The sequence below is a fragment of the Pseudocitrobacter sp. CD920760 genome (genome assembly GCF_057782505.1).
The window spans coordinates 2,219,814-2,241,894 of the sequence record NZ_CM173490.1 but is presented as its reverse complement, the minus strand read 5'-3'; the positions used below and the strand labels follow the sequence as shown (position 1 = coordinate 2,241,894).

Here is a 22,081-nt window from a genome sequence, read left to right as displayed (position 1 = left end):
AATGAAAAAAAGAAATTTCAGCGCAGAGTTTAAACGCGAATCCGCTCAACTGGTCCTTGATCAGAACTACACCGTTGCAGCTGCGGCCAGTGCTATGAATGTGGGTCTTTCGACAATGACGCGATGGGTAAAGCAGTTGCGGGATGAACGACAGGGCAAAATACCTAAAGCCTCCCCTATAACCCCGGAACAGATTGAAATACGTCAGCTGAAGAAAAAGCTACAACGCATTGAAATGGAAAACGACATATTAAAAAAGGCTACCGCGCTCTTGATGTCAGACTCCCTGAACAGTTCTCGTTAATCGGGAAACTCAGAGCGCAGTATCCTGTGGTCACACTCTGCCACGTGTTCGGGGTTCATCGCAGCAGCTACAAATACTGGGAAAAAAGCCCCGAAAAGCCAGACGGCAGGCGAGCGGTGTTACGCAGTCAGGTTCTGGAGCTGCATAACATCAGCCATGGCTCTGCTGGCGCAAGAAGTATAGCGATTATGGCAACCCTGAGAGGCTTCAGAATGGGACGCTGGCTTGCCGGCAGGCTCATGAAAGAACTGGGGCTGGTGAGTTGTCAGCAACCTACCCACCGGTATAAACGCGGTGGTCATGAACACATCGTTATCCCGAATCGTCTTGAGCGACAGTTCGCAGTGACAGAGCCTAATCAGGTGTGGTGCGGCGATGTGACGTATATCTGGACAGGCAAGCGTTGGGCTTACCTCGCTGTTGTTCTCGATCTGTTCGCAAGGAAACCGGTGGGCTGGGCAATGTCATTCTCACCAGACAGCAGGCTGACCATCAAAGCGCTGGAAATGGCGTGGGAAATTCGCGGTAAACCAGTCGGAGTGATGTTCCACAGTGACCAGGGTAGCCACTATACAAGTAGGCAGTTCCGGCAGTTACTGTGGCGTTGCCGGATCAGGCAGAGTATGAGCCGACGTGGAAACTGTTGGGACAACAGCCCGATGGAACGCTTCTTCAGAAGTCTGAAAAACGAGTGGGTGCCAGTGACAGGTTATATAAACTTTAGCGAAGCTGCTCATGCGATCACAGACTATATCGTCGGTTATTACAGCTCGCTAAGGCCGCATGACTATAACGGTGGGTTACCCCCAAACGAATCGGAAAACCGATACTGGAAAAACTCTAAAGCTGTGGCCAGTTTTAGTTGACCACTTCAGAATCTTGTTACTGGTTGTACCGCGTAGTCAGGATAAATACGGCTTCGACCAAACAACTCTCGTATGGGGTCGCCTAATTTTGCGTTGTTCGCTTTAGCAGGATTTACATCAAGGGCGTTACCTGTTCCTGATGAGTAACCGCCAAGGTCACCAACACCTGGAGCAAAGAATAAAGCGTAAGCTACAGACGCAACTGATACGGCTACGGCAATCCAGGCAATAGCTACAGCGCCGTAAGGAACAGGATAAATTCTGACGTCACTATCGGGACTGATTGCATACTCAAACCATGCCTGTGGGGGAATATTTTTCCCATCAACGTCGATTGTGATTGGCTGCTTCATATCAGGCTTATAGCCCTCTACTTTTTTTGTCAGCCATTGATGTAAAGTGACTGCGCCATGTTCATGTGTTTCCAGCGGTTCGCCGGGGATGCGGGAGGGATAAATTCGGATAGTCACTTCCAGAACTCCACTTTAACAAAGCGCCGCTTGAAGCGAGAAACAGGAAGAAATGTCACATTCATTCCCGGATTACATTCAGCTACGTGAAGTTGACCGTTTATCTCAACAACGACACCAACGTGGGTGACGGTTGACCCGGAATAACATGCAGCGCCGGCACCGACACAAGGCTCACACTTCTCAAGAGACTGCATCAGCTTTACTGCTTCTCTGTTAAGACCACCATCATCTTTAGTCACCCCGGAAAAATCAGGCCAGAGAGGTAACCCAAGGTCTTTACGTACCTCATTGACGATACCGAAACAGTCAAGTTCAGGATAAACACGCCCGCCCTTCTGCCAGACGACAGAAAGGTATTTGTCAGGATTAAACATTGTTGCTCCTTAACTCATGTAGCGGAGGCCAGGATAATACGGAAGGGTGTAACGATGGCGGGGCCAGGCAGTATCAAGGACATTCATATAGCCTGCCGTTATCTGCGCCTGTGTAGATGTCCACGAACCACTCTTAATAGCCAGAGTGTAAGGAACTGAAGCGGGTGCGCTAAGGTCGGTAGATACGTAGTTACGATAGGTTAAAGATGCCTCTGCCAGGTTATCCAGCGCATTACGAATCGCAGTAGAAGTAACTCCATCAATGTTGTCGATAGCAAACTGTAAATCCTGTGTGCCATCACTATTTCTGGCAGGAAGAGCAATATCGATAGCTGCTGCCTGAAATGTCACTTCATCGCCATTTTCAGTGATAGCAGTGATATACAAGAAGCAGGGAATTGATGTGAAAACATTGCTCGGTCATACAACAGATGGGATGAGTGACGAGTACGCTGACGACCGAGGGTTAGACTGGAAGAAGGTTATAATCTGACCTGTTTTGGGGAAGGTTATTGGGGGGATTTTGGGGAATAAAATAAATTGTTTTCAATCAACGAGTTAAGTTTCCGCGACTTGCTCCATAAGCAAGATGCCTGACGCTAATCAGCCAGCAATACCCTTTGCTGGCTGATTTCCTCATTTTTGTTATCAGCACATTCTCAGCACGCTATTCATCGGGGTGATTATCATTAAAAAATGGTATAGCTCACGAAACGTACACTTTTTAATATACCCCCACACCATAAACGGTTACTTTTAAATTGGTGATGACAAAAGGAGGTATTATGACCAAGAAGATTCTTGTACCGATTGATATTTCAGAAACTGAACTCACTCAGCGCGTGATTGCGCAGGTAGAAGCGCAAGCCCGTCTGGATGATGCGGAAGTCCATTTCCTGACCGTACTCCCTTTGTATCCGTACTATGCCACCCTTGGCGCACGCTATGTGGCCGACCTGCCGGTGATGGACGATCTCGAAACCGATGCCATGAAAAAGCTCGACGAGATTGTGAAGCAGTTTTCCCTGCCGGAAGATCGGGTTTACAAGCACTTCGCGGAAGGCGCGCCAAAGGACAAAATCCTCGAACTGGCGAAAACCATTCCCGCGGATTTGGTTATTATTAGCTCGCATCGTCCTGATTTTACCACTTATCTCCTGGGCTCAACCGCTGCGGCGGTGGTCAGACACGCGGAGTGTTCTGTTCTGGTTATTCGATAATTATCTTTACACTAAGCGGAAAAGGTTATTTCCGCTTAGTGCCCTATCCTGAAAAAATGCATGCTATAATTCAGCGTCGCCAGTGAAGTTCAGGATATAAACGTGTCACATTTCAGCAGCAAAAAAACAACGTTTGTGATAGTCATCTTATCGACCTGCGTATTCCTCGGACTTTTGTATAAAGAGTACAGCAACCTCAATAACTATATGAATTATATCTCTGAGAACGGGCGTTCCGCGCTTTTTCACGAAGAGTATATTAATCAGAATCTGGCCTTTCAGTTATCGCGCGCTTTTTCAGCGGATGCTAACATAAAGAAGCATGATACCCGCGCCTGTCAGAAACTGGAGCATCTCAACGGTGTAAACGGTTTTAACCTTGCCAGCCATGATTTTCAGGCGCTACCGGGCACGTTGCAGACCACCAACGCCTCCTGTGAGCAGTGGATCAGCGATGTCGCTTATCTGCCTCTGATCAATTCGCTACCCGCCAGAAAAACGTCAAAGTACACGTTTTCCAACTATTCCGGCTATGCGTTTGATAACATCCGCTATTACATAGATGTGGCTAATTCCTATATCTATATCAATAAACTGGTCGATAGTAATAAGTACACCTTTAATAACTGGCTGGTTGTTCACCATAATTCAATCGATATCAAAAAAAGTGCACACACTATCAGCATTGATGACAGTAGCCTGAACGATCTGGCGATGGGCGAAAACATTATCTCTCATGTTTATCGGGATGGTTACACCCACCACAATATTATTAGCATGCTAACGCCGGTGTTTAAAGACAGCACGTTTAAAGGCATTATCATCACCGATATAAATATCAGCGACCTGGCAACGTCTTTCTATACCGCCGACAGACCGGTTATCTGGAAGTTTCTGTCGATGCACATCGAAGACAACGCCACCGGGAAAAAAATCGATTTCCATAACCCTGCCTGGCGGGTGCGTACACTCATTCATCATAAAGAAGCGATCACCCAATACTACTCTCTGCACATCAGCCTGGATATCGTCTACTTTATCATCTCGAATACGTGGCTGATCTTCAGCTATCTCTTAACCACCTATTTGCTCTGCGCTTACGCAAATTACCATCTGACACGCAATGCACGTCTCTCGCGGGAGAACATCACGGATGTGATGACCGGTCTGTACAACAGAAAGCTGCTCTCACCTTCCCTACAGGCAAAAATCGATGAGCTGCTTGTTAAAGGCATTGCCGTGAGCGTCATCGCACTGGACTGCGACGGCCTGAAGCGTATCAACGACACGCTGGGGCACCAGGCGGGAGACCGTATGATTCAGGCGTTGGGAAAAGCCATCGATCAGTCGATTCGTAAGAGTGATTATGGCATTCGCCTCGGCGGTGACGAGTTTAATATTATCCTCATAGATAATACCCTCGCTGCGGCGCAACAGGTGGTGAAACGTATTGAAAACAATCTGGCGGCGATGGATACCGGCTTCCCGGTGAAATTCTCCTGGGGCGGTTATCAGATGCAGCCGGGCGAGCCGCTGGACAGTGCTTTTGCGAAAGCCGACGGCGCGTTGTATCTGCACAAAAAAGGGAAGCGTTCTCGCTAAGCGTTCAGCACTTGAGTTAGCCGCGAAAAGGTCTACCCTGAAGGCTGTTTTTCGTCGCAAGGAGAAGATATGTCTGAAATCAACGCGCCCCAGGATGTTCACCAGCATCTGTTAGATTTGTTAGCGGAAAACCGCGCGCGCTACCGTGTCATGACCCATGAAGCGGTGGGTAAATGCGAAGCCGTTTCTGAAATGCGCGGCACGGCGCTGGGCCAGGGAGCCAAAGCGCTGGTGTGCAAAGTAAAAGGCAACGGCATCAAGCAACATATTCTGGCAGTACTCGCCGCCGATCAACAGGCTGATTTATCGCGTATTGCTGAGCACGTGGGCGGGTTAAAAGCATCCCTCGCCAGCCCGGCCGAGGTGGAACAACTCACCGCCTGCGTTTTTGGTGCAATCCCGCCGTTCTCGTTTCATCCCTCGCTGCGTCTGATTGCAGACCCGTTATTGTTCACGCGGTTTGATGAAATTGCGTTTAATGCCGGTCGTCTGGAAAAATCCGTTATTCTGAATACCGAAGACTATTTACGCATTGCGCAGCCAGAACTGGTGGCGTTTCGTCGCGAGCTATAACAAAAAATAATAATTACCAGGCGATAATGCCCGTTATCGCCACTGAAACGATTCATTTTGCATTGAATTGTTACCGGTATCACGAAAAGCAGTTTACATAACGATATTACAAAATCTCATAATTGTTTCCCCTCCCCCTTTCCCTAAACATGGTCCGGTAATGCTCGCTGAAATAACCTTATAAAGACAGGGTGGATCATGAGTCAATTTATTAGCCGCAAGGAAAAAATCAGCTATGGTTTAGGCGATATGGCCAGCCATATTGGTTTAGACAACGTTATTATTTTTCTGACTTTCTATTATACCGACGTCGTGGGTCTCCCCGCCGCCTTTGTCGGGACAATGTTTTTACTGGCCCGCACCGCCGACGCCATCATCGACCCGGCCATGGGCTACCTGGCCGACCGTACTACTTCACGCTGGGGCAAATTCCGCCCATGGATGCTGTGGCTGGCCCTGCCCTTCGGTGCCAGCTGCCTGCTGACCTACGCGGTACCGGAGTCGTTAGACCTGACGGGAAAAATGATTTTCGCCACCGTCAGCTATACCTTCATGATGTTGATGTATACCGCCATTAATATTCCCTACTGTTCAATGGGCGCAGTGATTACACCGGATAATAAAGAGCGTATTTCTTTGCAATCATATCGCTTTTTTCTGGCCACGCTCGGCGGCGCAATGTCCACGTTCTTTATGATGCCTTTAGCTGAATTTATTGGTGGCGCGGATAAATTAATGGGCTATCGCTGGTCGATGGCGATTATGGCCAGTATTGCCGTCATCATGTTCTGGATCTGCTTTGCGAATACCCGTGAGCGAATTAAAACGCCCGCCACGCATAATAATTACCTTGCCGAGTTACGCGATCTCTTACGTAACGATCAATGGCGCGTTGTCGCCGTTCTGGTATTAACCAACATTGGCTTTGGGGTGATTCGCCTGGGTGCCATGATGTATTTCGTCACCTATTATCTCGGCAATGCGGGCTATTTTATGTGGATGCTCGCCGCGCATATTATCGGTAAAGCCGCAGGCAGCGCGCTGGCCAAGCGCCTTACCCGCAACGCCAGCAAAGTCCAGATGTTCGGCTACTGCTCGGTGCTGGCCGGTATTCTCAGCATTGCGCTGTTCTTCGCGCCGAAATCCATTTTCGTGCTGGTTCCCCTCACCTTTATCGTTTCTACGCTTTACCAGTCCACCACCACCTTAATGTGGGTGATGATGGCCGACGTCGCCGATTACGGCGAATGGAAACAGGGTAAACGCATGGACGGCGTGATTTTCTCAACTTTCCTCGCGGTACTGAAGCTGGGCATGGCCATCAGCGGCGCGATCGTTGGCTGGACGCTGGGCCTGAGCGGTTATGTCGCCAATGCCCCGGAACAATCGCCGCTCGCCATGCACTGTATCGTCGCCCTGTTCACTGTCATTCCAGGTATGTTGTCGCTGTGCGCCTTTGCAACGCTACGCTGGTATCGGCTGGACGATAGCAAAATGCAGGAAATCCATCTCGCCAAACAGAGCTTCTCTTAAGGGTCCAACATGAGTGAATTAATTCAAAATACCAACAGCATTGAGTGGCGCTTTGAGCGACAAATTCTGCGTATTGAGCCGTGGGGGAAAAACAGCCTGCGCGTGCGTGCGACCTGCCAGCCCGGCTTCAGCGATGCGCGGCATGCGCTACTGTGCGCTGACGACTGCCCGGCGGAAATCACCGCCGGCCCGGAGACGCTAACCCTGCGCAACGGCAACATTCGCGCGGTGCTCAATCTGAAAGGACAACTGGCCTTTTACAACCAGCGCAACGAGTTGCTGCTTGAAGAGATGTGGCGACAGCGCTCGACGGTCGGTATTGGCGCCAGCGAGAAGAGCCAGGATAAATATGTCAGCGCGCTGAAACTGGATGGGCGCGAATTCAAACCGCTACCGGGCGGGAAATATCAGCTCACGGTGCGTTTTGAGTCGCGTCCTGACGAGAAAATCTACGGTATGGGGCAATACCAACAACCCTGGCTCGATTTAAAAGGCTGTACGCTCGAACTGGCGCAACGTAATTCACAGGCCAGCGTGCCGTTTATGCAATCCAGCCTCGGTTATGGCCTGCTGTGGAATAACCCCGCCATCGGCGAAGCCTGTTTTGCCAAAAACCAGACAACCTGGAAAGCGCAGGTCACAGGAGAAATGGACTATTGGGTAACCGCCGGAGACAGCATTGCCGATATCACGCGGCAATATGCGCGCGTCACCGGCACGCCACCTGCTGCCCCCGCATTTATCAGCGGCCTGTGGCAGTGCAAGCTGCGCTATCGCAATCAGCAGGAAGTGCTGGAGGTCGCCCGGGAGTATCGTCGGCGTCATCTCCCGCTCTCGGTGATGGTTATCGATTTTTTCCATTGGCCTAATCAGGGTACCTGGTGTTTTGACCCGGTTGACTGGCCCGACCCGCGCGCAATGGTGGAAGAGTTGAAATCGCTCGGTATTGAACTCATGGTCTCCGTCTGGCCGACCGTCGAAGCCCGCAGCCCGCTCTTTGCGCAAATGAAAGCCAAAGGCTGGCTGGTAACCAGCGAACGCGGCGTGCAGGTGAATCTCGATTTTATGGGCAATACCACCTTCTTTGACGCAACACATCCGCAAGCCCGCCAGTTCGTCTGGGAAACGGTGAAAAAGAACTATCACGACCTGGGCATTAAGCTGTTCTGGCTGGATGAAGCCGAACCCGAATATCGCGCCTACGATTTCGATAACTATCGCTATCACGCCGGCCCGGTTCTGGAAGTGGGTAATCAGTATCCGCGCGACTTTGCTCAGGGTTTTTATGATGGTCTGAAAGCGGAAGGCGAAGAGGAAATCTGTAACCTGGTTCGCTGTAGCTGGGCAGGCAGCCAGCGTTACGGCGTGCTCGCGTGGTCGGGTGATGTCCACTCCTCGTTTCATGCGTTCCGCAACCAACTCGCCGCAGGGCTCAATATGGGGCTCGCGGGCATTCCCTGGTGGACCACGGACATCGGTGGTTTTCAGGGTGGCAATATTCACGACCCGGCCTTCCACGAGCTGTTGATCCGCTGGTTCCAGTGGGCGGTCTTCTGCCCGGTACTGCGGATGCACGGCTATCGTGAGCCGCAAATTCAGCCAGCGGAAAGCTACCGTAACGGTATTCCACAGTGTAACAGCGGTTCGCCAAATGAGCTGTGGAGCTACGGCGAAGCCAACTTCGCCACGCTGCAACACTGGCTTTCGGTACGCGAGAAGCTGCGTCCCTATATCGATGCGCTGTTCAGCAATGCACAGCAGCACGGTGACCCGCTGATGCGCCCGCTGTTCTGGCATTATCCGGATGAAGCCAAAAGCTGGACGGTAGAAGATCAGTACCTGTTTGGTGACGATTTGCTGGTCGCGCCGGTGATGCAGGCGGGTCAGCGCGAACGTACCCTGTGGCTTCCTGGCAATCATCGCTGGGTAGCACTGAACGGTGAATGTTACGCCGGGCAGCAGCAAATTACCGTCGATGCCGCGCTGGAAACGATTCCGGTCTTTATCCGTGAAGGAAGCCCGCTGGTGGCATTGCTGGTTGGCTGATTGTGCAGACGCCAGAATGATCGCCAGATGTTAAAAAAAGCCTGCTTATTCACGCGGTTGCGCGTAAAGTAAGCAGGCTTACTTTTTTTGGCAAGGATTTCCTTTCATGTTCGATACCACCCTGCTGATCCTCCTTGGTCTGGCGGCGCTCAGCTTCGTCAGTCATAACACCACCGTAGCCGTCTCCATCCTGGTACTGATTATTGTTCGTGTCACTCCGCTAAATACCTTTTTCCCCTGGATTGAGAAACAGGGGCTGACCATCGGGATTATTATCCTGACCATCGGCGTCATGGCGCCCATTGCCAGCGGAACCCTGCCGCCTTCCACGTTGCTGCATTCATTCGTTAACTGGAAATCGCTGGTGGCGATAGCGGTTGGCGTCTTTGTCTCGTGGCTTGGCGGACGCGGCGTCGTGCTGATGGGCAGCCAGCCACAACTGGTGGCCGGGTTGCTGATTGGCACCGTGCTGGGCGTGGCGCTGTTTCGCGGCGTTCCGGTGGGCCCGCTGATTGCTGCCGGACTGGTCTCCATTCTTATTGGGAAGTCGTAAGGCTCGCCAGATAGCGTCCAGGCGTCTGACCGAGCCCTTTACGGAACATGGTGATAAACGCGGTGGTGGAGTCATAACCCAGCGCCAGCGCCACCTGCTGTACCGCCATTCCGCGCACCAGCATTTGCAGCGCCAGAATCAACTGCAACTGGTGCCGCCAGCGGCGAAAATTGAGCCCGGTCTCTTTGACCACCAGCCGCGCCAGATTGCGTTCACTCATGGCAAAACGGCTGGCCCACTGGCTGAGCGTCTGCCACTGCGCGGGTTGCGCCTCCATGGTCTCGACCATCAGGCGAATCTTCGGATGCGGCGATACCGGTAGCTGTAGCTGCTGCTCAGCCTGCTGCGGAAGCTCATCGAACAGCACCTGCGTCAGGCGCTGGCTTTGCGGCGTCTGTCGCGCGTTGCCAGGTCGTTGCGCGAGCGCCAGAATCAACTCGCGTACCAGCGGTGAAATTTTCAGCGAACAGCAGTGATCGGGCATCAGCGCCGCCCCAGGCTCGATAAACAGAAAACAGAGCTGCGCCTGCGGCGTTGCCCGATTGCTGTGCGGCATCCCGCCGGGGATCCACACCGCAAACTGGGGCGGTACCATCCAGCGCGCATTTTCCACCTCGCAGGTAATCGCACCATGCAGCGCCAGAATCAATTGCCCTTTACGATGCTGATGCTGCGCAATGTACTGCTCATCGGGCGCGACCTGGACGCTGAACGCCACTGCCACATCGTGATGACCGTCGGGGTGATAACCATCAAGACCGAGACCCAACATAATTTTGTCCGAATTTAGCGATAATTTGTCATTTTAGCTTGATTTCATCCTGCGCTAAACAGGGTATCGTCTTGTTCCCATCGTTTTACTGAGAATGCTATGCGTACTGTTTCACCTTCTGCCGCCCGCCACACCTGGCTTTTGATTGCGGGCATCTTACTGATCGCCTCGACGCTACGCGTCACCTTTACCGGTGCCGCGCCTCTGCTTGACGCTATTCGCGCGGAATACGGCTTAACCACTGCCCAAACCGGTTTGCTGACGACCCTCCCCCTGCTGGCTTTTGGGCTGGTCTCCCCACTGGCTGCGGGGATCGCGCAGCGTCTCGGCATTGAACGCAGTCTGTTTGTCGCCCTGCTGTTGATTTGCATCGGGATTGCGGTGCGCTCGTTACCGGCAGTCAGCCTGCTGTTCATCGGTACGGCGATCATCGGCTGCGGAATTGCGCTGGGTAACGTCCTGCTGCCGGGGTTAATCAAACGCGATTTTGCAGGCAACGTCGCCCGCATGACCGGCGCGTATTCTGTCACCATGGGTGCCGCCGCCGCGCTGGGCTCCGCCATGGTCGTGCCGCTGGCCCTGAACGGTTTCGGCTGGCGTGGCGCATTACTGGGGCTGATGGTCTTTCCACTGCTGGCGTTCCTGCTGTGGTTACCGCAGTGGCGCGCGGCAAAAACCGCCACGCTGACCACCTCGCGCACCCTGAAAAGTCGGGGGATCTGGCGTTCATCGCTGGCCTGGCAGGTCACACTGTTTCTGGGGATCAACTCGCTGGTCTATTACGTGGTGATTGGCTGGCTGCCCGCCATTTTGATTGGGCAGGGCTACAGTGAAGCGCAGGCTGGATCGCTACATGGGCTGTTGCAGTTGGCGACCGCCGCACCGGGATTTGTGATTCCGCTGATCCTGCATCGGCTCAAAGATCAGCGCGGGATCGCCATACTCGTCGCGCTAATGTGTGCCGTGAGTGCGGCGGGCTACTGGCTCTTCCCGGCGCAGGCTGTTGTCTGGACGCTCATTTTCGGCTTCGGCTCCGGGGCGACGATGATCCTCGGTCTGACCTTTATCGGCCTGCGTGCCAGCTCGGCACATCAGGCCGCCGCGCTTTCGGGAATGGCGCAGTCTGTGGGTTATTTGCTGGCCGCCTGCGGGCCGCCGCTGATGGGGAAAATCCACGACGCCAGCGGTGACTGGCATATCCCGCTCTACGCCGTGGCGGTCATTTCACTGGTGATGGCGCTGTTTGGCGCACTCGCCGGACGCGACCGGGAAATTCACTAAGCGATTAATTTGCCGCTGCGTACAGGAAAGCCTGTACCAGCGGCGCAGGACGCCCTTCCAGCGCATTGCGCTCATGCTGGAAAAGCGTCGCCACGAAGAACGGATGCGTCACCAGTTCAACAGCGCGAATCTCCCCTTCTTCATCCCAGCCGGTCACCCGCAGCGGCTGGTCCTGTAACGCCGCCGCAAAATCCGCGGAGACCCCGTAGTTACAGTGGTAACCCTCTGTAATTTCATCACGCCCGTACGCGCGAGCAATCAGCGTATTTGTACGCAGTTCGATAGTGTCAGTTTTTTCCACCAGCGAACAGCTCAGTGGCGCAATCACCATGCGGCCTTCGCTGTCGGTTTCGGCATGAGCAGCATCGTCCCACCCCATGACATTACGTGCGTATTCAATCACCGCATGCTGGAAACCACCGCAGGTGCCCAGGAATGGCAGGCTGTTTTCGCGCGCGTAGCGAATCGCCAAAAACGCGCCCTCGCTGTTCTTATACGGGCTGGCCGGGACCACCCAGATGGCGTCAAATTCGGCTAAATCATCGGTACTGTGGATATCTGAAGTCGCGAGCCAATGGTAGTCCACGGGAATATCCAGCACCGCCGCCGCGTCATCAATCGCCAGCGGAATTGCCTGATGGGCTGTCACGTCGGGGTTGTAATCGCCAACCAGGGCAATGCGAAGGGAGTTTTTGACAGCTGGGTTTTCCATGAGTGGTCCTTATACGTAACAATTTTTCGAACAACATTATGCGTGTCATCCTGGTGGAGTCGCCCCTGAATAGCAATACCCGGGAGGGGGTGGTATTGTGGAAAGTCTATCATCTGGATGAGCGTAAAGGAGGCAGGAGATGATCCAGTGTAAACGCGTTTATGACGCAGCAACACCCGAGGATGGTTATCGCGTGCTCGTTGACCGACTGTGGCCGCGCGGTATCAAAAAGGAAAACCTTGTCTACGATGACTGGTGTAAAGATCTCACGCCGTCTGCCGAATTGCGTAAGGCGTATCATGGCGAGGTGATCGATTTTGCGACCTTCTGCCAGCACTATCGCGATGAACTGAACCAGCATCGCGAGGAAGGCGTTCGCCTGCAGGGCATCGCCAATACGCAGGGCCTTACGCTACTTTATGCCGCAACCAACACCACGCAAAACCATGCCCGAGTGTTAGCCGACTGGCTGAGCAAACTGTAAGACTCTTCAATGCTACGCCTCCCGGCGTAGCATTACGCAAGACTGAGCGCTTTTTCCTCTTCGGGCAACGCATCCGGCGTCAGCGGCAGTAGATATTCGCTGCGCACAAACGCGAATCCGTGTTGCCCATCTGCCGCCCGCACATCACCGGTAACCAGCCATAAGGCGCGCGGCGATTGCGCAGGGATTTGCGTCATCACGCCATTCACCGGATTTAAAATACGTTCACCCGGCGCGCAAAGCGCAAACAGCTCAACGGCTTTACCAATATTCGCGCGACCTGCTGTGGTGCGCGCGGCAATAATCAGAGCGGTACTGCCCGGTTTATGCAAAAACATGCTCTCTTTCTACTCGCGTTCTTTGGTTAAGAATTATCCTAAGCGAAGTTTACTCAAGAGCCGCGATGTTGTCACTGTTTCTGCGGATGATCCCGGCGCCAGAGCGTCCATTCATCCACACGCTCGCCGCCCGGCAACTGACAGAGATTACTCTCCCCCTGAGCACTCTTCTGTGCAATCAGTTTGCCGCCTTTTTCCACGCAGTACACCGATGCCGGGTTAGCCATCCCCACCTGTTTTGGCGGCGGTGGCGCATCGGGTTGTTGTTGTGCGCATCCAGCGAGAAGTAATGCGGCACCGATCAGATACTGTTTCGACATGCTTTTTCCTTTTAGATGAGGTTTCACTTTAAACTCCACGATTTCTCCATTTTAACTGCACTTTTGCCGAATAAAGTACACCTCGTTCTCGAACTGACCAGAGAACAGATCATTCCATAATCAATGAGTTTTTGCCCCATCGCCCCCGATGGGGCTTTTTTTTTAGCTCTAACCGCATGAAGTAAATGGATTTATTTCAGGTCATGTCCACTCATTGACCACATCCAAAAAGGCCATGTTATTGCATGGCCTCAACACATACTTAGCTTAGATAGCAACTCCACATTCATTCAGGTTATAGTGTTCCTATCAATGGTGAAGATCTATCACTATGGTAGTACAGCTCCAGCAACTACTTCCTTGACATAACATCATATCCAGATAGAGAGCGAATAATCTCACATCAAACTATCACATACCGGTAATATTCTTCAGGGATTTACTGCATAGTAAGAATACAGATCAGGTATAGATGCTTTATAATGTGCAATACCTTAGGCAACGGAGTTAATAGTAAATGTTTGATCACGTGGTGTTGAATCGTTCTATTGATGGCCCAGCTCTCACTATTGGTGAAATTGCAGAAGCACTCCTTTTTTATCAAAGTGTCCACATCATATTAGATCATTCTACCCTTACTAGCCTTTTACGTAAAATCGGGGCACACAATGTTATAAAGCTCCTTTCCTTCCCCAATGTTAAAGCAACATACATCGAAGAGTTCATAGGTGTTCATACCGAGCAAACACCATTTGGTCAACAACATACTTTGGTAAGCGCATATTTGTCCGGAGGTGAACACACAGGTGAACTAAAAAGTATAAAGAAACGACTTGAATACATACTGTTACGAAATAACCTTACAAAAAATCAAGTTGAAAACTTCTTTAATAGATTCCGGAGGTTAGTCACATTTAAAAAGGTCAGTGACAATCATTTCATTAAAGGCGGAATTATATGTGCTGCAATGGATGATTTATCAGATAAAGAATATGTGTCCGCCGGTTCACGTATCGTCGCAAAAAATCTTCTTGATACTGAGACATTACCACATGATTATCGTTTCGACATAATAGCCAACACCAATACATTCCAGATATCAACAAATTTAGATTTTGATAAAATAAATACTATCAAAAAACTAAAATCGCCAACAGCCGGTAATTACACACCAGCAAACATAGCATCTGAGCTATTCAGCGCTTCATATGGACTTATCTTGGCTGGTCATTATGGCGGTGATTTTTATACATCAGAAATTAGCTCTGACATTATTCAAGTAAAAAACAAGCAAATTCTCAACAGAACCAGAATTAATAAAAAAGTTCAAAATGAATTTTTTACAATTGTATTAAGTGGATTCCCTGACATTGTTACCGCATTAAACTCAGGCAATAGGACTTTTGATGAGTTTTGCGAACTATTATCAAAAGCTAACAGGTTTAAAAATTGGCTTAAGGACAAATCCCCAGATGAAAATCTAATTTCAAACTATTTACAGGATGTGACATCCTCCGGATGGATAAATCAAACCTCTGTTAAAATATTTAGATATATCGCCAGCACAAGTTTGGGTCTTATAAACCCCACCGCAGGATTACTTGTTTCTGCAATAGATACCTTCCTTTTAGATAAATTAAATTTGGGCTGGAAGCCAAATCAATTTATAAATAGTACGTTAAAGAATTTTGTTGATGACCAGCATGACAATTAATATATTCCTATTACTAGTCGATTCCAAGACGGGGATGGTGATTTAAAAACCACCCTAACAAAATGAAATATAAGGATTTATTTCATTGGATGTCCACACATCGTCCACATCGAAAAAAAGCCCCGCGTTTGCGGGGCTTCTATCAAATAGCCAGATTTAGCTGATCGCGTCCGTAGTGAGACGCGGGGAAAACTCCCGCCGGTATGAAGCCGGGGTCTATTTTTTCTCTTCTCTCTCGACGGGTGACAATCTTTTCAACGCTGTTAAGCGTGGTAAATGACAGGCCGCATTCCATGTTCTGACACTGGTGATACTGCCTGATGGTTACTTCACTGAGTGGTTTACTGGTGCGAGTGCGGGCCGTAGCGCCGCAATGTGGACATTTGAACATAATGATGACTCCCCACGGGAGTTGAACTCATGACCATTCTATTCAGTTTCTGCGATCCAGTCAGATATTTTTGCTTCAAAGTTAAGCTGTGTAGTAAATCCGTTGCTATCAACATCATGTTGCACCTTGCTGATTATCCAGTCCTGCGCGTCGATGTCAGGCTTAAAGCCGGTTACGGTGGAGTGCATCTCCGGGTACAAATCCGCGCGCCCGCGCGCCAGGGTGATCGAGAATTCAGCCGCGCCCCGCTGCAATTGCTGCCACTTTGCAGCCGCTGCCCGCGTTGCCGCCTGCTCATTCTGAAAGGTCTTGCGCATGATATAGACATTACCTTCAGCCCCTTCGATGTAATCACCCTCACGGCTGCTGCTCTTATCTGTTTTCTTCGTTGATGCCTTGCGGCGTTTCACGCTTACTTTTTTCTTTTTGCCGAAATCCAGATCCAGCCAGTACGCCCGCACGCCCGTATACGCATCACGATCGGCAACCCTGAATCTGTGCCGGTCGCCGCTGTTGCGAGTTATCTCAATCGACGGTATGGGCTTACCCGATGCGGTAAAACCACCTCCCGGAACGATAAACAACAAAGAGCCATTTTTTACCGTTGCAATTGCGCCCAGCATTTCCGCCATTCGGGTTAAAAATGACATATCACTTTCCTGGGTCTGATCGGCGTGGTCTATCTCGACGCCCATCAATATGTCGCTGATTTGCGCTTTCAGGTCGTAGCGCTTGGCTATTGCAGACACAACCCGCTCAACAGTCACATCATGCCAGGACACTTCCCGCTTCACGTTAAACTCTTCACGAAAATCAGCGCTGCGGGCCGTAACGGTAATACGGTCTGGCGGGCCGTCATGCGCCACTTCATCAACGGTGTAAACGCCTTTAAAGATCAGCGCCTCCCCCAACCATCCCAGCCATAAAGATAATTCGACTCCGCGCCCAGGTAATGCGACATCACCGGCTGTGTCGTCCAGTTCAAGAGTAAGCTGGTCGGCCTCAAATCCCCGGTTATCGGTGAGACTGATAGAGATAACCCGATCTGCCAGTTCCTTCAGTACCTTACCGCCAATCTTGATGCTGAAAGACGGGCTTTTGCACGCTTCTGTAAGCGTGTTGTTTACACCAGAAACAGCCTTCGAAATGCCACTGCTGATTGCAGAAATACTCATACACCCTCCTGTATATCAGGATGATTCCACGCGGGCGCGCGATGCAAAATAACTTTTAGTTGTCAGAGGGATAGCACAACCGCAAACGCGTGAACGCAGCCAGCCAATCAGCAATGATGTTACCGAACTCAATAAAAACGTAATGGTGACAAACATGTCTGAGACACGTTTTCACGGTGCTCGCACCAAAGAAGAAACCGATCTCATCACGGCAATTAACGACATTGACTCCAGCGTCATTGGCCTGGTGGCTGTGGCTGATGACGCGGATGAAGATCAATTCCCCCTCAACACCCCAATCCTGTTAACCCGCGTTCAGTCTGTGCTGGGTAAAGCGGGAAAAACAGGAACGCTGTACAAAACACTGAAAGCTATTTCAGACCAGTGCAGCCCCAAAGTCATTGTTGTTCGCGTAGCTGAAGCGAAACCGGCGGAAGAAGGCGAAGAAGCACAAACGCAGTCTCAGTTAATCATTGGCGGCTCTGATGCTGATGGTAGCTATACCGGGATGTATGCACTGTTAACGGCGGAACAGAAAACAGATTACCGCCCGCGTATTTTGATCGTGCCGGAATACGACACTGAAGAGGTAACGTCGCAGCTTTGCGTGATTGCAAAACAACTCCGCGCTTTTGTGTATGCAAGCTGTAACGGCTGTAAAACCATTGCAGAAGCCCGCACCTATCGCGAGACCTTCGCATCACGCGAATTAATGCTGCTATGGCCTAACTTTATTGCGTACAACCCCGTATCCGGCGCAAACGAAGATTTTCCTGCCCCGGCATATGCAGCGGGATTGCGCGCAAAAATTGACAATGAGAAGGGCTGGCATCGCTCGCTCTCTAACATCATCGTCAGTAATGTTCTTGGAATGTCGAAAGATGTTTTCTGGGCGCTACAGGCAGAAGACAGCGACGCACAAACGCTGAACAATGATGACATCACCACCATCATCAAGCGTAACGGCTTCCGCTTCTGGGGCAACCGCGTTACTGACACCAATGAATTCATTTTTGAGGTGTACACGCGTACCGCGCAAATCCTGGCTGACACCATCGCTGAAGCACAGTTTGAAACTATTGATGGGCCGCTCACGCCTACCAATGTGAAAGACGTGGTGAGCGCGATTAAACAGAAACTGAGCGCGCTGGTCACTGCGGGTAAATTGCTTGGCGCGGATTGCTGGTTTGACATTGTGGACAATGCAACTACTGACCTGCGACAGGGCAAGGTTGTTATTCGCTACAAATATACGCCAGTGCCGCCTATGGAAGATCTCACGCTGATCCAGACCTTCACCGATGAATATATTGAACCTGCGTTTGCCGCGCTGGGAGGTGAGTAATGGCTATTCCGCCGAAACTACGCTTTTTCACCTGCTTCGTTAACAGCGTGAACAATATCGGCAAAGTGACCTCTGTCACCCTGCCGAAGCTCACCCGTAAAACTGAAGATTATCAGGGTGGCGGCATGATGGGCTCGGTCGCTGTCGATCTGGGTATGGATAGCGGCGCGCTTGACGCCACGATGATTGTTGGCGGTCTGGTCAAAGAACTACTGCTTGAATACGGCGGCGATCTCGATGGCACGCTTTTACGCTTCGTTGGCGAGTATTACACGTCAGGCGAAAGCCAGATTGTCGAAGTGGAAATGCGCGGCAAATTCACTGAAATCGACGGTGGCGAGAGCAAGCAAGGGGAAGATACTTCCGTGACTTACGCCGTCAAAAATACGTACTACAAGTTAACGATTGATGATGCACCGATTTGGGAAATTGATCTGCTGAACTTCGTTTACAAGAAAGACGGCAAAAATGTTTTACCTTCCCGCGTGATTTCCGCGCTTGGAATGGGTAGCTAATCAACCTTTTATGATGCGGCACTTACTGAGTGCCGCCAGAGACTAAAACGATGACTGAGAAAAATACTGTAACGCTTTCAAAACCTATCATCCGCGATGGCAATGAAATCACCACCATCACCATCACCGATGAAGTGAAACAGGCGGGCTCTCTGCGCGGCCTGCGTCTGGTTAACGTAATGAATATGGACGTGGACAGCATCAGCACACTGTTAACCCGTTGCACATCGCCACGCCTGAAACAGGCAGAGATCGCAGCAATGGCAACAACTGATTTTGTTGTGTGCTGCGAGGTGCTCACGCCTTTTTTAGCGCCGCCGGAGCCTGGCACGAAGAACGAAACGGAGACGGAGAGCGAGTAAACGCCCCGCACTTTGACCTGATCGATGATCTGGTTGCTGATATTGCAGTTATTTTCAACTGGCCGCCCTCAGAGGTTTTCACTATGTCCCTGAGTGAGGTGATAGCCTGGCGTGAACGGGCGGCTATCCGAAGCGGAAACAGTGAAGATGAAAGACCTTAGTATTCGTGTCGCCTTCAGTGCGATTGATAAACTAACCCGCCCGGTAAACGCCGCCCGCAATTCTGTGGGCGGTTTATCTGAATCCCTCAAAAAAACACAGTCTTCAATAAAAGACCTGGATACCCAATCCCAGGCATTTACCCGCCTTAACGAGCGCGTTAAAAAGACCTCTCAACAACTCGCTACCACTCAGCGTGCCTTTGATGGGCTGAACAAGGCCCAGAAAGACGGAGCCACCCTAACCGATGCCCAGCGCGAACGCATGACCGCACTGGCGGCTAAAATTGATAGACTGAGCGCCAGCCGGTCAAAAGAAACAGCACGACTTCAGCAGGCATCACAGGCTCTACGCGCACACGGCGTTTCACTCGCTGGCGGTGATCGCACCATCCAGAGCGCAATCAGGCGCACCGAACAATATAACCAGACGCTTGAGAGAGAGCGGCGTCAACTTGCCGCCGTGACAAACGCACGCGCACGTTACGACCGTCTCAGCGCTACGGCTGGCAATCTTCGCACTGGCGGGGCTGTCGCTATTGGTGCAAGTGCTGGCGCAGGCTATGCCGCCGGGCGATTCCTTGCGCCTGCTGTCGGGTTTGATGAGGAAATGTCTCGTGTTGGCGCGCTGACGCGCCTTGATAAAGGCGATGAACAATACGCAGCACTACGCGCCCAGGCCAAAAAACTTGGCGCGGAAACAGCCTTCAGCACACGCGATGCAGCCAGCGGGCAGGCATTTCTGGCGATGGCAGGCTTTACCCCTCAGGCTATTCAGGCGGCATTGCCTGGCGTTCTGAATATGGCCCTTGCCGGTGGCATGGATCTTGGTGAATCTGCTGATATCGGTTCGAATGTCCTCACTCAATTCAAACTGTCTTCAGATCAGATGGACAGAGTTGGCGATACGCTGACCGCCGCGTTTACCCGAACCAATACCGATCTCCGCGCGCTGGGCGACACCATGAAATACGCGGGGCCGGTCGCCGCCAATCTGGGGATCAGTCTTGAGCAGGCATCAGCTATGGCAGGGATGCTGGCGAATAACGGCTTACGTGGCAGTGATGCTGGTACAGCATTGCGTTCCAGTCTGTCGCGCCTGGCTTCACCGCCTAAAGCCGCCGCTGAAGCATTAAAAGAGCTTGGCGTATCAGTGGCTGACGCCAACGGCAAAATGCGCCCAATGGAAACAGTGCTACTGGATTTGTTTAAAGCCACCCAGAAATATGGGCAGGTTGATCAAGTTTCTTTCTTTAAAAACATCGCCGGTGAGGAAGCCTTTGTTGGTCTGCAAACACTGGTACAGGCGGCGGGCTCTGGTGAACTGCAAAAACTCACCAAAGAACTTCAGGGCGCAGCCGGTGAATCAGCAACCGTCGCAAAAAAAATGGCGGATAACCTTGGCGGTGATCTGAAAGAACTCGACAGCGCCTGGGAAGCGTTCCGCATTCAGATTGAAGAACTCGCTGACGGTGCGCTACGAAAATTAACACAGGCGTTAAGCGGCACAATCGGGGTTATGACAGAGTGGGCACACAACAACCCCCAACTGTCAAAAGCGCTACTGGTGACACTTGGAAGCGCTCTGGCGCTCACCGCCGGGATTGGTGCAACTTCACTGGCTGTGGGCTTGCTGCTTGGGCCACTTGCGAAATTACAACTCGGCTTTACCCTGCTGACCAGCGCAAGCGGGCTGGGCGGCGCGGTTCCCCTGTTTACCCGCCTTGGCAAGGTAATTACCGGGCCGCTTGGCAGCATTCGTGGCTGGGGCCAGGCATTTAGCCTGATGGCTGGCAGCGCCGGAAAACTTACCGGCATATTAACGCCGCTGCGGGGAATAATGGCAGCAGCGTTTATTTCGCCGGGGGCCGCGCTCAGTGGCTTGATTAAAGGCATTGGCGGCTTGCTTCTTAGATTAACCGGCATTCCCGCCATTATGGGGATCGCTTCATCAGCGCTAAGTGTGTTAGGTGGCGCGCTATCTTTGCTGTTAAGTCCAATAGGCTTGATTGGTGCAGCATTTATCGCAACAGGGCTACTGATCTGGCGATTCTGGGAGCCCATTAAGGCATTTTTTACGGGCTTCTTTTCCGGGGTTATGCAGGCGCTCACGCCTTTTCGTGATGCTTTCGCTGGCCTGGCCCCAATTTTTGGGGTGATAGCTAATGCCGTCTCTCAATTATGGCAGTGGTTCAGCAACCTGCTTGCCCCCATGAATACCAGCAAAGAAACACTTGATAAATGCGCCAGCGCCGGTGAGACATTCGGCAGAGTGTTTGGCATCGCTATTCAGGGGCTGATGTTACCTCTGACCGGGTTGGCCAAAATGATTGGCTGGATACTTGAAAAGCTGGGCCTGATACCTTCAGGAATCGACGCGGCAAAAGCGAAGGCGGATAAAGTACAGAAGGAATTAACACCGGCAGGGCTGGCACTGCTTCAGGACAAGGTAAGCGCGCTTACAGGTGACGTTAAGGCAGCAAGCAAGCCCGTTGCAGCGCCACCATCACCAGTGATTGCAGCCGAAACAGGAACCCAACGCCGCCTGCAAAAAATAGCTGATAACACCGGCGGAATGCTGGATGAAACCAAAAAGCAACGCATCGGCCCCGGCGATATCGTGTTTAAAAACCTACCGCAAGCGCTCGCTGTGCATGGAGCATGGCAGGAAGCACGATCAACACCAGGTGCAAATATGGCGCAGCTTGGCGCACGACCAGTGATTGCAGCGGCATCCGTACCAGTAAAACCCCCACTATCAACACCGGCGGTGGCGCAACCAGGGAGATCAGATCGTAACGCGCAGCCTCAAGCCGCCACACCATTTGGGGAAATACATGTTCATGTACACCTTCACGGCAACATCACAGACACAGCACGCGAAACGGCGCGCATGGTTGGGGATGCAGTTCAGGCGGAATTTGAGAAGCGTCTTCGCTCACGTAGCAACTTCCGCGATAACGATTAAGG

Annotated in this window: 23 protein-coding genes and 1 pseudogene; 15 read left to right on the top strand and 9 right to left on the bottom strand. The window is 51.6% G+C overall.

Translation table 11 applies throughout. The features are described from left to right. The first annotated feature begins 1 nt into the window (after position 1). Positions 2-1,170 (top strand): IS3 family transposase gene (locus tag AC1MKH_RS10405; RefSeq protein ID WP_488451776.1). Its coding sequence is split into 2 segments (ribosomal slippage): positions 2-251 and positions 251-1,170, totalling 1,170 coding nucleotides; the frame shifts between segments, so codons are not numbered across the junction. A gap of 8 nt (positions 1,171-1,178) precedes the next feature. On the opposite strand, the pseudogene AC1MKH_RS10400 reads toward AC1MKH_RS10405, so the two are convergent. The 3 genes and pseudogenes from AC1MKH_RS10400 to AC1MKH_RS10390 form a co-directional block, all read right to left on the bottom strand. Continuing rightward, positions 1,179-1,640: pseudogene (locus tag AC1MKH_RS10400) on the bottom strand (host specificity factor TipJ family phage tail protein); the annotation flags it as partial. Beyond that, on the bottom strand, positions 1,637-2,017 hold the full coding sequence (locus AC1MKH_RS10395) for a nitrite transporter (RefSeq protein WP_137496086.1): 381 nt from the start codon (positions 2,015-2,017) through the stop codon (positions 1,637-1,639). The pseudogene AC1MKH_RS10400 and the gene AC1MKH_RS10395, both read right to left, overlap by 4 nt. 9 nt (positions 2,018-2,026) lie before the next feature. After that, positions 2,027-2,416, bottom strand: coding sequence for a DUF1833 family protein (locus tag AC1MKH_RS10390; protein WP_442961906.1), 390 nt, complete (start codon positions 2,414-2,416; stop codon positions 2,027-2,029). 386 nt (positions 2,417-2,802) lie between these two features. Here AC1MKH_RS10390 and uspF point away from each other — a divergent pair, with 386 nt between their 5' ends. The 6 genes from uspF to AC1MKH_RS10360 all read left to right on the top strand — a co-directional run bounded on the left by uspF (position 2,803) and on the right by AC1MKH_RS10360 (position 9,544). Then, complete coding sequence (gene uspF, locus AC1MKH_RS10385) at positions 2,803-3,237, top strand: universal stress protein UspF (RefSeq protein WP_015964802.1); 435 nt, start codon at positions 2,803-2,805, stop codon at positions 3,235-3,237. A 102-nt stretch (positions 3,238-3,339) separates the two neighbouring features. Next, positions 3,340-4,839: a diguanylate cyclase DgcJ gene (dgcJ, locus tag AC1MKH_RS10380; RefSeq protein WP_276220130.1), complete on the top strand. Its 1,500-nt coding sequence runs from the start codon at positions 3,340-3,342 to the stop codon at positions 4,837-4,839. Between the two features lie 69 nt (positions 4,840-4,908). After that, positions 4,909-5,412, top strand: coding sequence for a YbaK/prolyl-tRNA synthetase associated domain-containing protein (locus AC1MKH_RS10375; protein WP_276220131.1), 504 nt, complete (start codon positions 4,909-4,911; stop codon positions 5,410-5,412). Between the two features lie 198 nt (positions 5,413-5,610). Beyond that, positions 5,611-6,945, top strand: a complete 1,335-nt coding sequence (locus tag AC1MKH_RS10370) for a glycoside-pentoside-hexuronide (GPH):cation symporter (RefSeq protein WP_276220132.1) — start codon at positions 5,611-5,613, stop codon at positions 6,943-6,945. Between the two features lie 9 nt (positions 6,946-6,954). Continuing rightward, positions 6,955-8,991, top strand: a complete 2,037-nt coding sequence (locus AC1MKH_RS10365) for a glycoside hydrolase family 31 protein (protein WP_276220133.1) — start codon at positions 6,955-6,957, stop codon at positions 8,989-8,991. 106 nt (positions 8,992-9,097) lie between these two features. After that, positions 9,098-9,544 (top strand): DUF441 domain-containing protein, encoded by a 447-nt coding sequence (locus AC1MKH_RS10360; RefSeq protein WP_015964805.1) that lies wholly within the window; start codon positions 9,098-9,100, stop codon positions 9,542-9,544. Here AC1MKH_RS10360 and AC1MKH_RS10355 read toward each other — a convergent pair. Next, positions 9,528-10,316 carry an AraC family transcriptional regulator gene (locus AC1MKH_RS10355; RefSeq protein ID WP_276220134.1) on the bottom strand — a complete coding sequence of 263 codons (789 nt, stop codon included), beginning with the start codon at positions 10,314-10,316 and terminating at the stop codon, positions 9,528-9,530. The genes AC1MKH_RS10360 and AC1MKH_RS10355 overlap by 17 nt on opposite strands. A 99-nt stretch (positions 10,317-10,415) precedes the next feature. Between AC1MKH_RS10355 and AC1MKH_RS10350 the strand changes: the two genes are divergently transcribed. Then, on the top strand, positions 10,416-11,597 hold the full coding sequence (locus AC1MKH_RS10350) for a CynX/NimT family MFS transporter (RefSeq protein ID WP_276220135.1): 1,182 nt from the start codon (positions 10,416-10,418) through the stop codon (positions 11,595-11,597). 4 nt (positions 11,598-11,601) lie between these two features. On the opposite strand, the gene AC1MKH_RS10345 is transcribed toward AC1MKH_RS10350, so the two are convergent. After that, positions 11,602-12,309, bottom strand: a complete 708-nt coding sequence (locus tag AC1MKH_RS10345; RefSeq protein ID WP_276220136.1) for a CTP synthase C-terminal region-related (seleno)protein — start codon at positions 12,307-12,309, stop codon at positions 11,602-11,604. A 139-nt stretch (positions 12,310-12,448) separates the two neighbouring features. Between AC1MKH_RS10345 and AC1MKH_RS10340 the strand changes: the two genes are divergently transcribed. Further along, a complete protein-coding gene (locus tag AC1MKH_RS10340) occupies positions 12,449-12,793 on the top strand; it encodes a DUF488 domain-containing protein (protein ID WP_149464741.1) in 345 nt (114 codons plus the stop codon). 32 nt (positions 12,794-12,825) lie between these two features. Here the strand turns inward: AC1MKH_RS10340 and AC1MKH_RS10335 are convergent, their stop codons facing one another. Beyond that, the gene (locus AC1MKH_RS10335) at positions 12,826-13,131 is read right to left on the bottom strand and encodes a hypothetical protein (RefSeq protein ID WP_015964810.1); all 306 of its coding nucleotides are present in this window, start codon (positions 13,129-13,131) and stop codon (positions 12,826-12,828) included. A 71-nt stretch (positions 13,132-13,202) separates the two neighbouring features. Further along, a complete protein-coding gene (locus tag AC1MKH_RS10330) occupies positions 13,203-13,451 on the bottom strand; it encodes a putative hemolysin (protein WP_041686470.1) in 249 nt (82 codons plus the stop codon). Between the two features lie 517 nt (positions 13,452-13,968). On the opposite strand from AC1MKH_RS10330, the gene AC1MKH_RS10325 reads away from it, so the two are divergent. Next, positions 13,969-15,165, top strand: a complete 1,197-nt coding sequence (locus tag AC1MKH_RS10325; RefSeq protein ID WP_276220137.1) for a hypothetical protein — start codon at positions 13,969-13,971, stop codon at positions 15,163-15,165. Between the two features lie 142 nt (positions 15,166-15,307). Here the strand turns inward: AC1MKH_RS10325 and AC1MKH_RS10320 are convergent, their stop codons facing one another. Both AC1MKH_RS10320 and AC1MKH_RS10315 read right to left on the bottom strand, forming a co-directional pair. Then, positions 15,308-15,556 (bottom strand): Ogr/Delta-like zinc finger protein, encoded by a 249-nt coding sequence (locus AC1MKH_RS10320; protein WP_063501787.1) that lies wholly within the window; start codon positions 15,554-15,556, stop codon positions 15,308-15,310. 38 nt (positions 15,557-15,594) lie between these two features. Next, positions 15,595-16,731, bottom strand: coding sequence for a phage late control D family protein (locus tag AC1MKH_RS10315; RefSeq protein WP_327621855.1), 1,137 nt, complete (start codon positions 16,729-16,731; stop codon positions 15,595-15,597). 154 nt (positions 16,732-16,885) lie between these two features. On the opposite strand from AC1MKH_RS10315, the gene AC1MKH_RS10310 reads away from it, so the two are divergent. The 5 genes from AC1MKH_RS10310 to AC1MKH_RS10290 are packed head-to-tail and all read left to right on the top strand — an operon-like array spanning position 16,886 to position 22,079. Then, entirely contained in the window at positions 16,886-18,076 is a 1,191-nt protein-coding gene (locus AC1MKH_RS10310; protein ID WP_276220139.1) for a phage tail sheath family protein, read from the top strand. Continuing rightward, positions 18,076-18,591 carry a phage major tail tube protein gene (locus AC1MKH_RS10305; protein WP_276220140.1) on the top strand — a complete coding sequence of 172 codons (516 nt, stop codon included), beginning with the start codon at positions 18,076-18,078 and terminating at the stop codon, positions 18,589-18,591. The genes AC1MKH_RS10310 and AC1MKH_RS10305 overlap by 1 nt, the downstream gene beginning before the upstream one ends. A 50-nt stretch (positions 18,592-18,641) precedes the next feature. Then, a complete protein-coding gene (locus AC1MKH_RS10300; protein ID WP_276220141.1) occupies positions 18,642-18,953 on the top strand; it encodes a phage tail assembly protein in 312 nt (103 codons plus the stop codon). A gap of 20 nt (positions 18,954-18,973) precedes the next feature. Next, entirely contained in the window at positions 18,974-19,114 is a 141-nt protein-coding gene (locus AC1MKH_RS10295; protein WP_032237403.1) for a GpE family phage tail protein, read from the top strand. Next, on the top strand, positions 19,101-22,079 hold the full coding sequence (locus AC1MKH_RS10290) for a phage tail tape measure protein (RefSeq protein ID WP_276220142.1): 2,979 nt from the start codon (positions 19,101-19,103) through the stop codon (positions 22,077-22,079). The genes AC1MKH_RS10295 and AC1MKH_RS10290 overlap by 14 nt, the downstream gene beginning before the upstream one ends. The last annotated feature ends 2 nt before the right edge of the window (positions 22,080-22,081 follow it).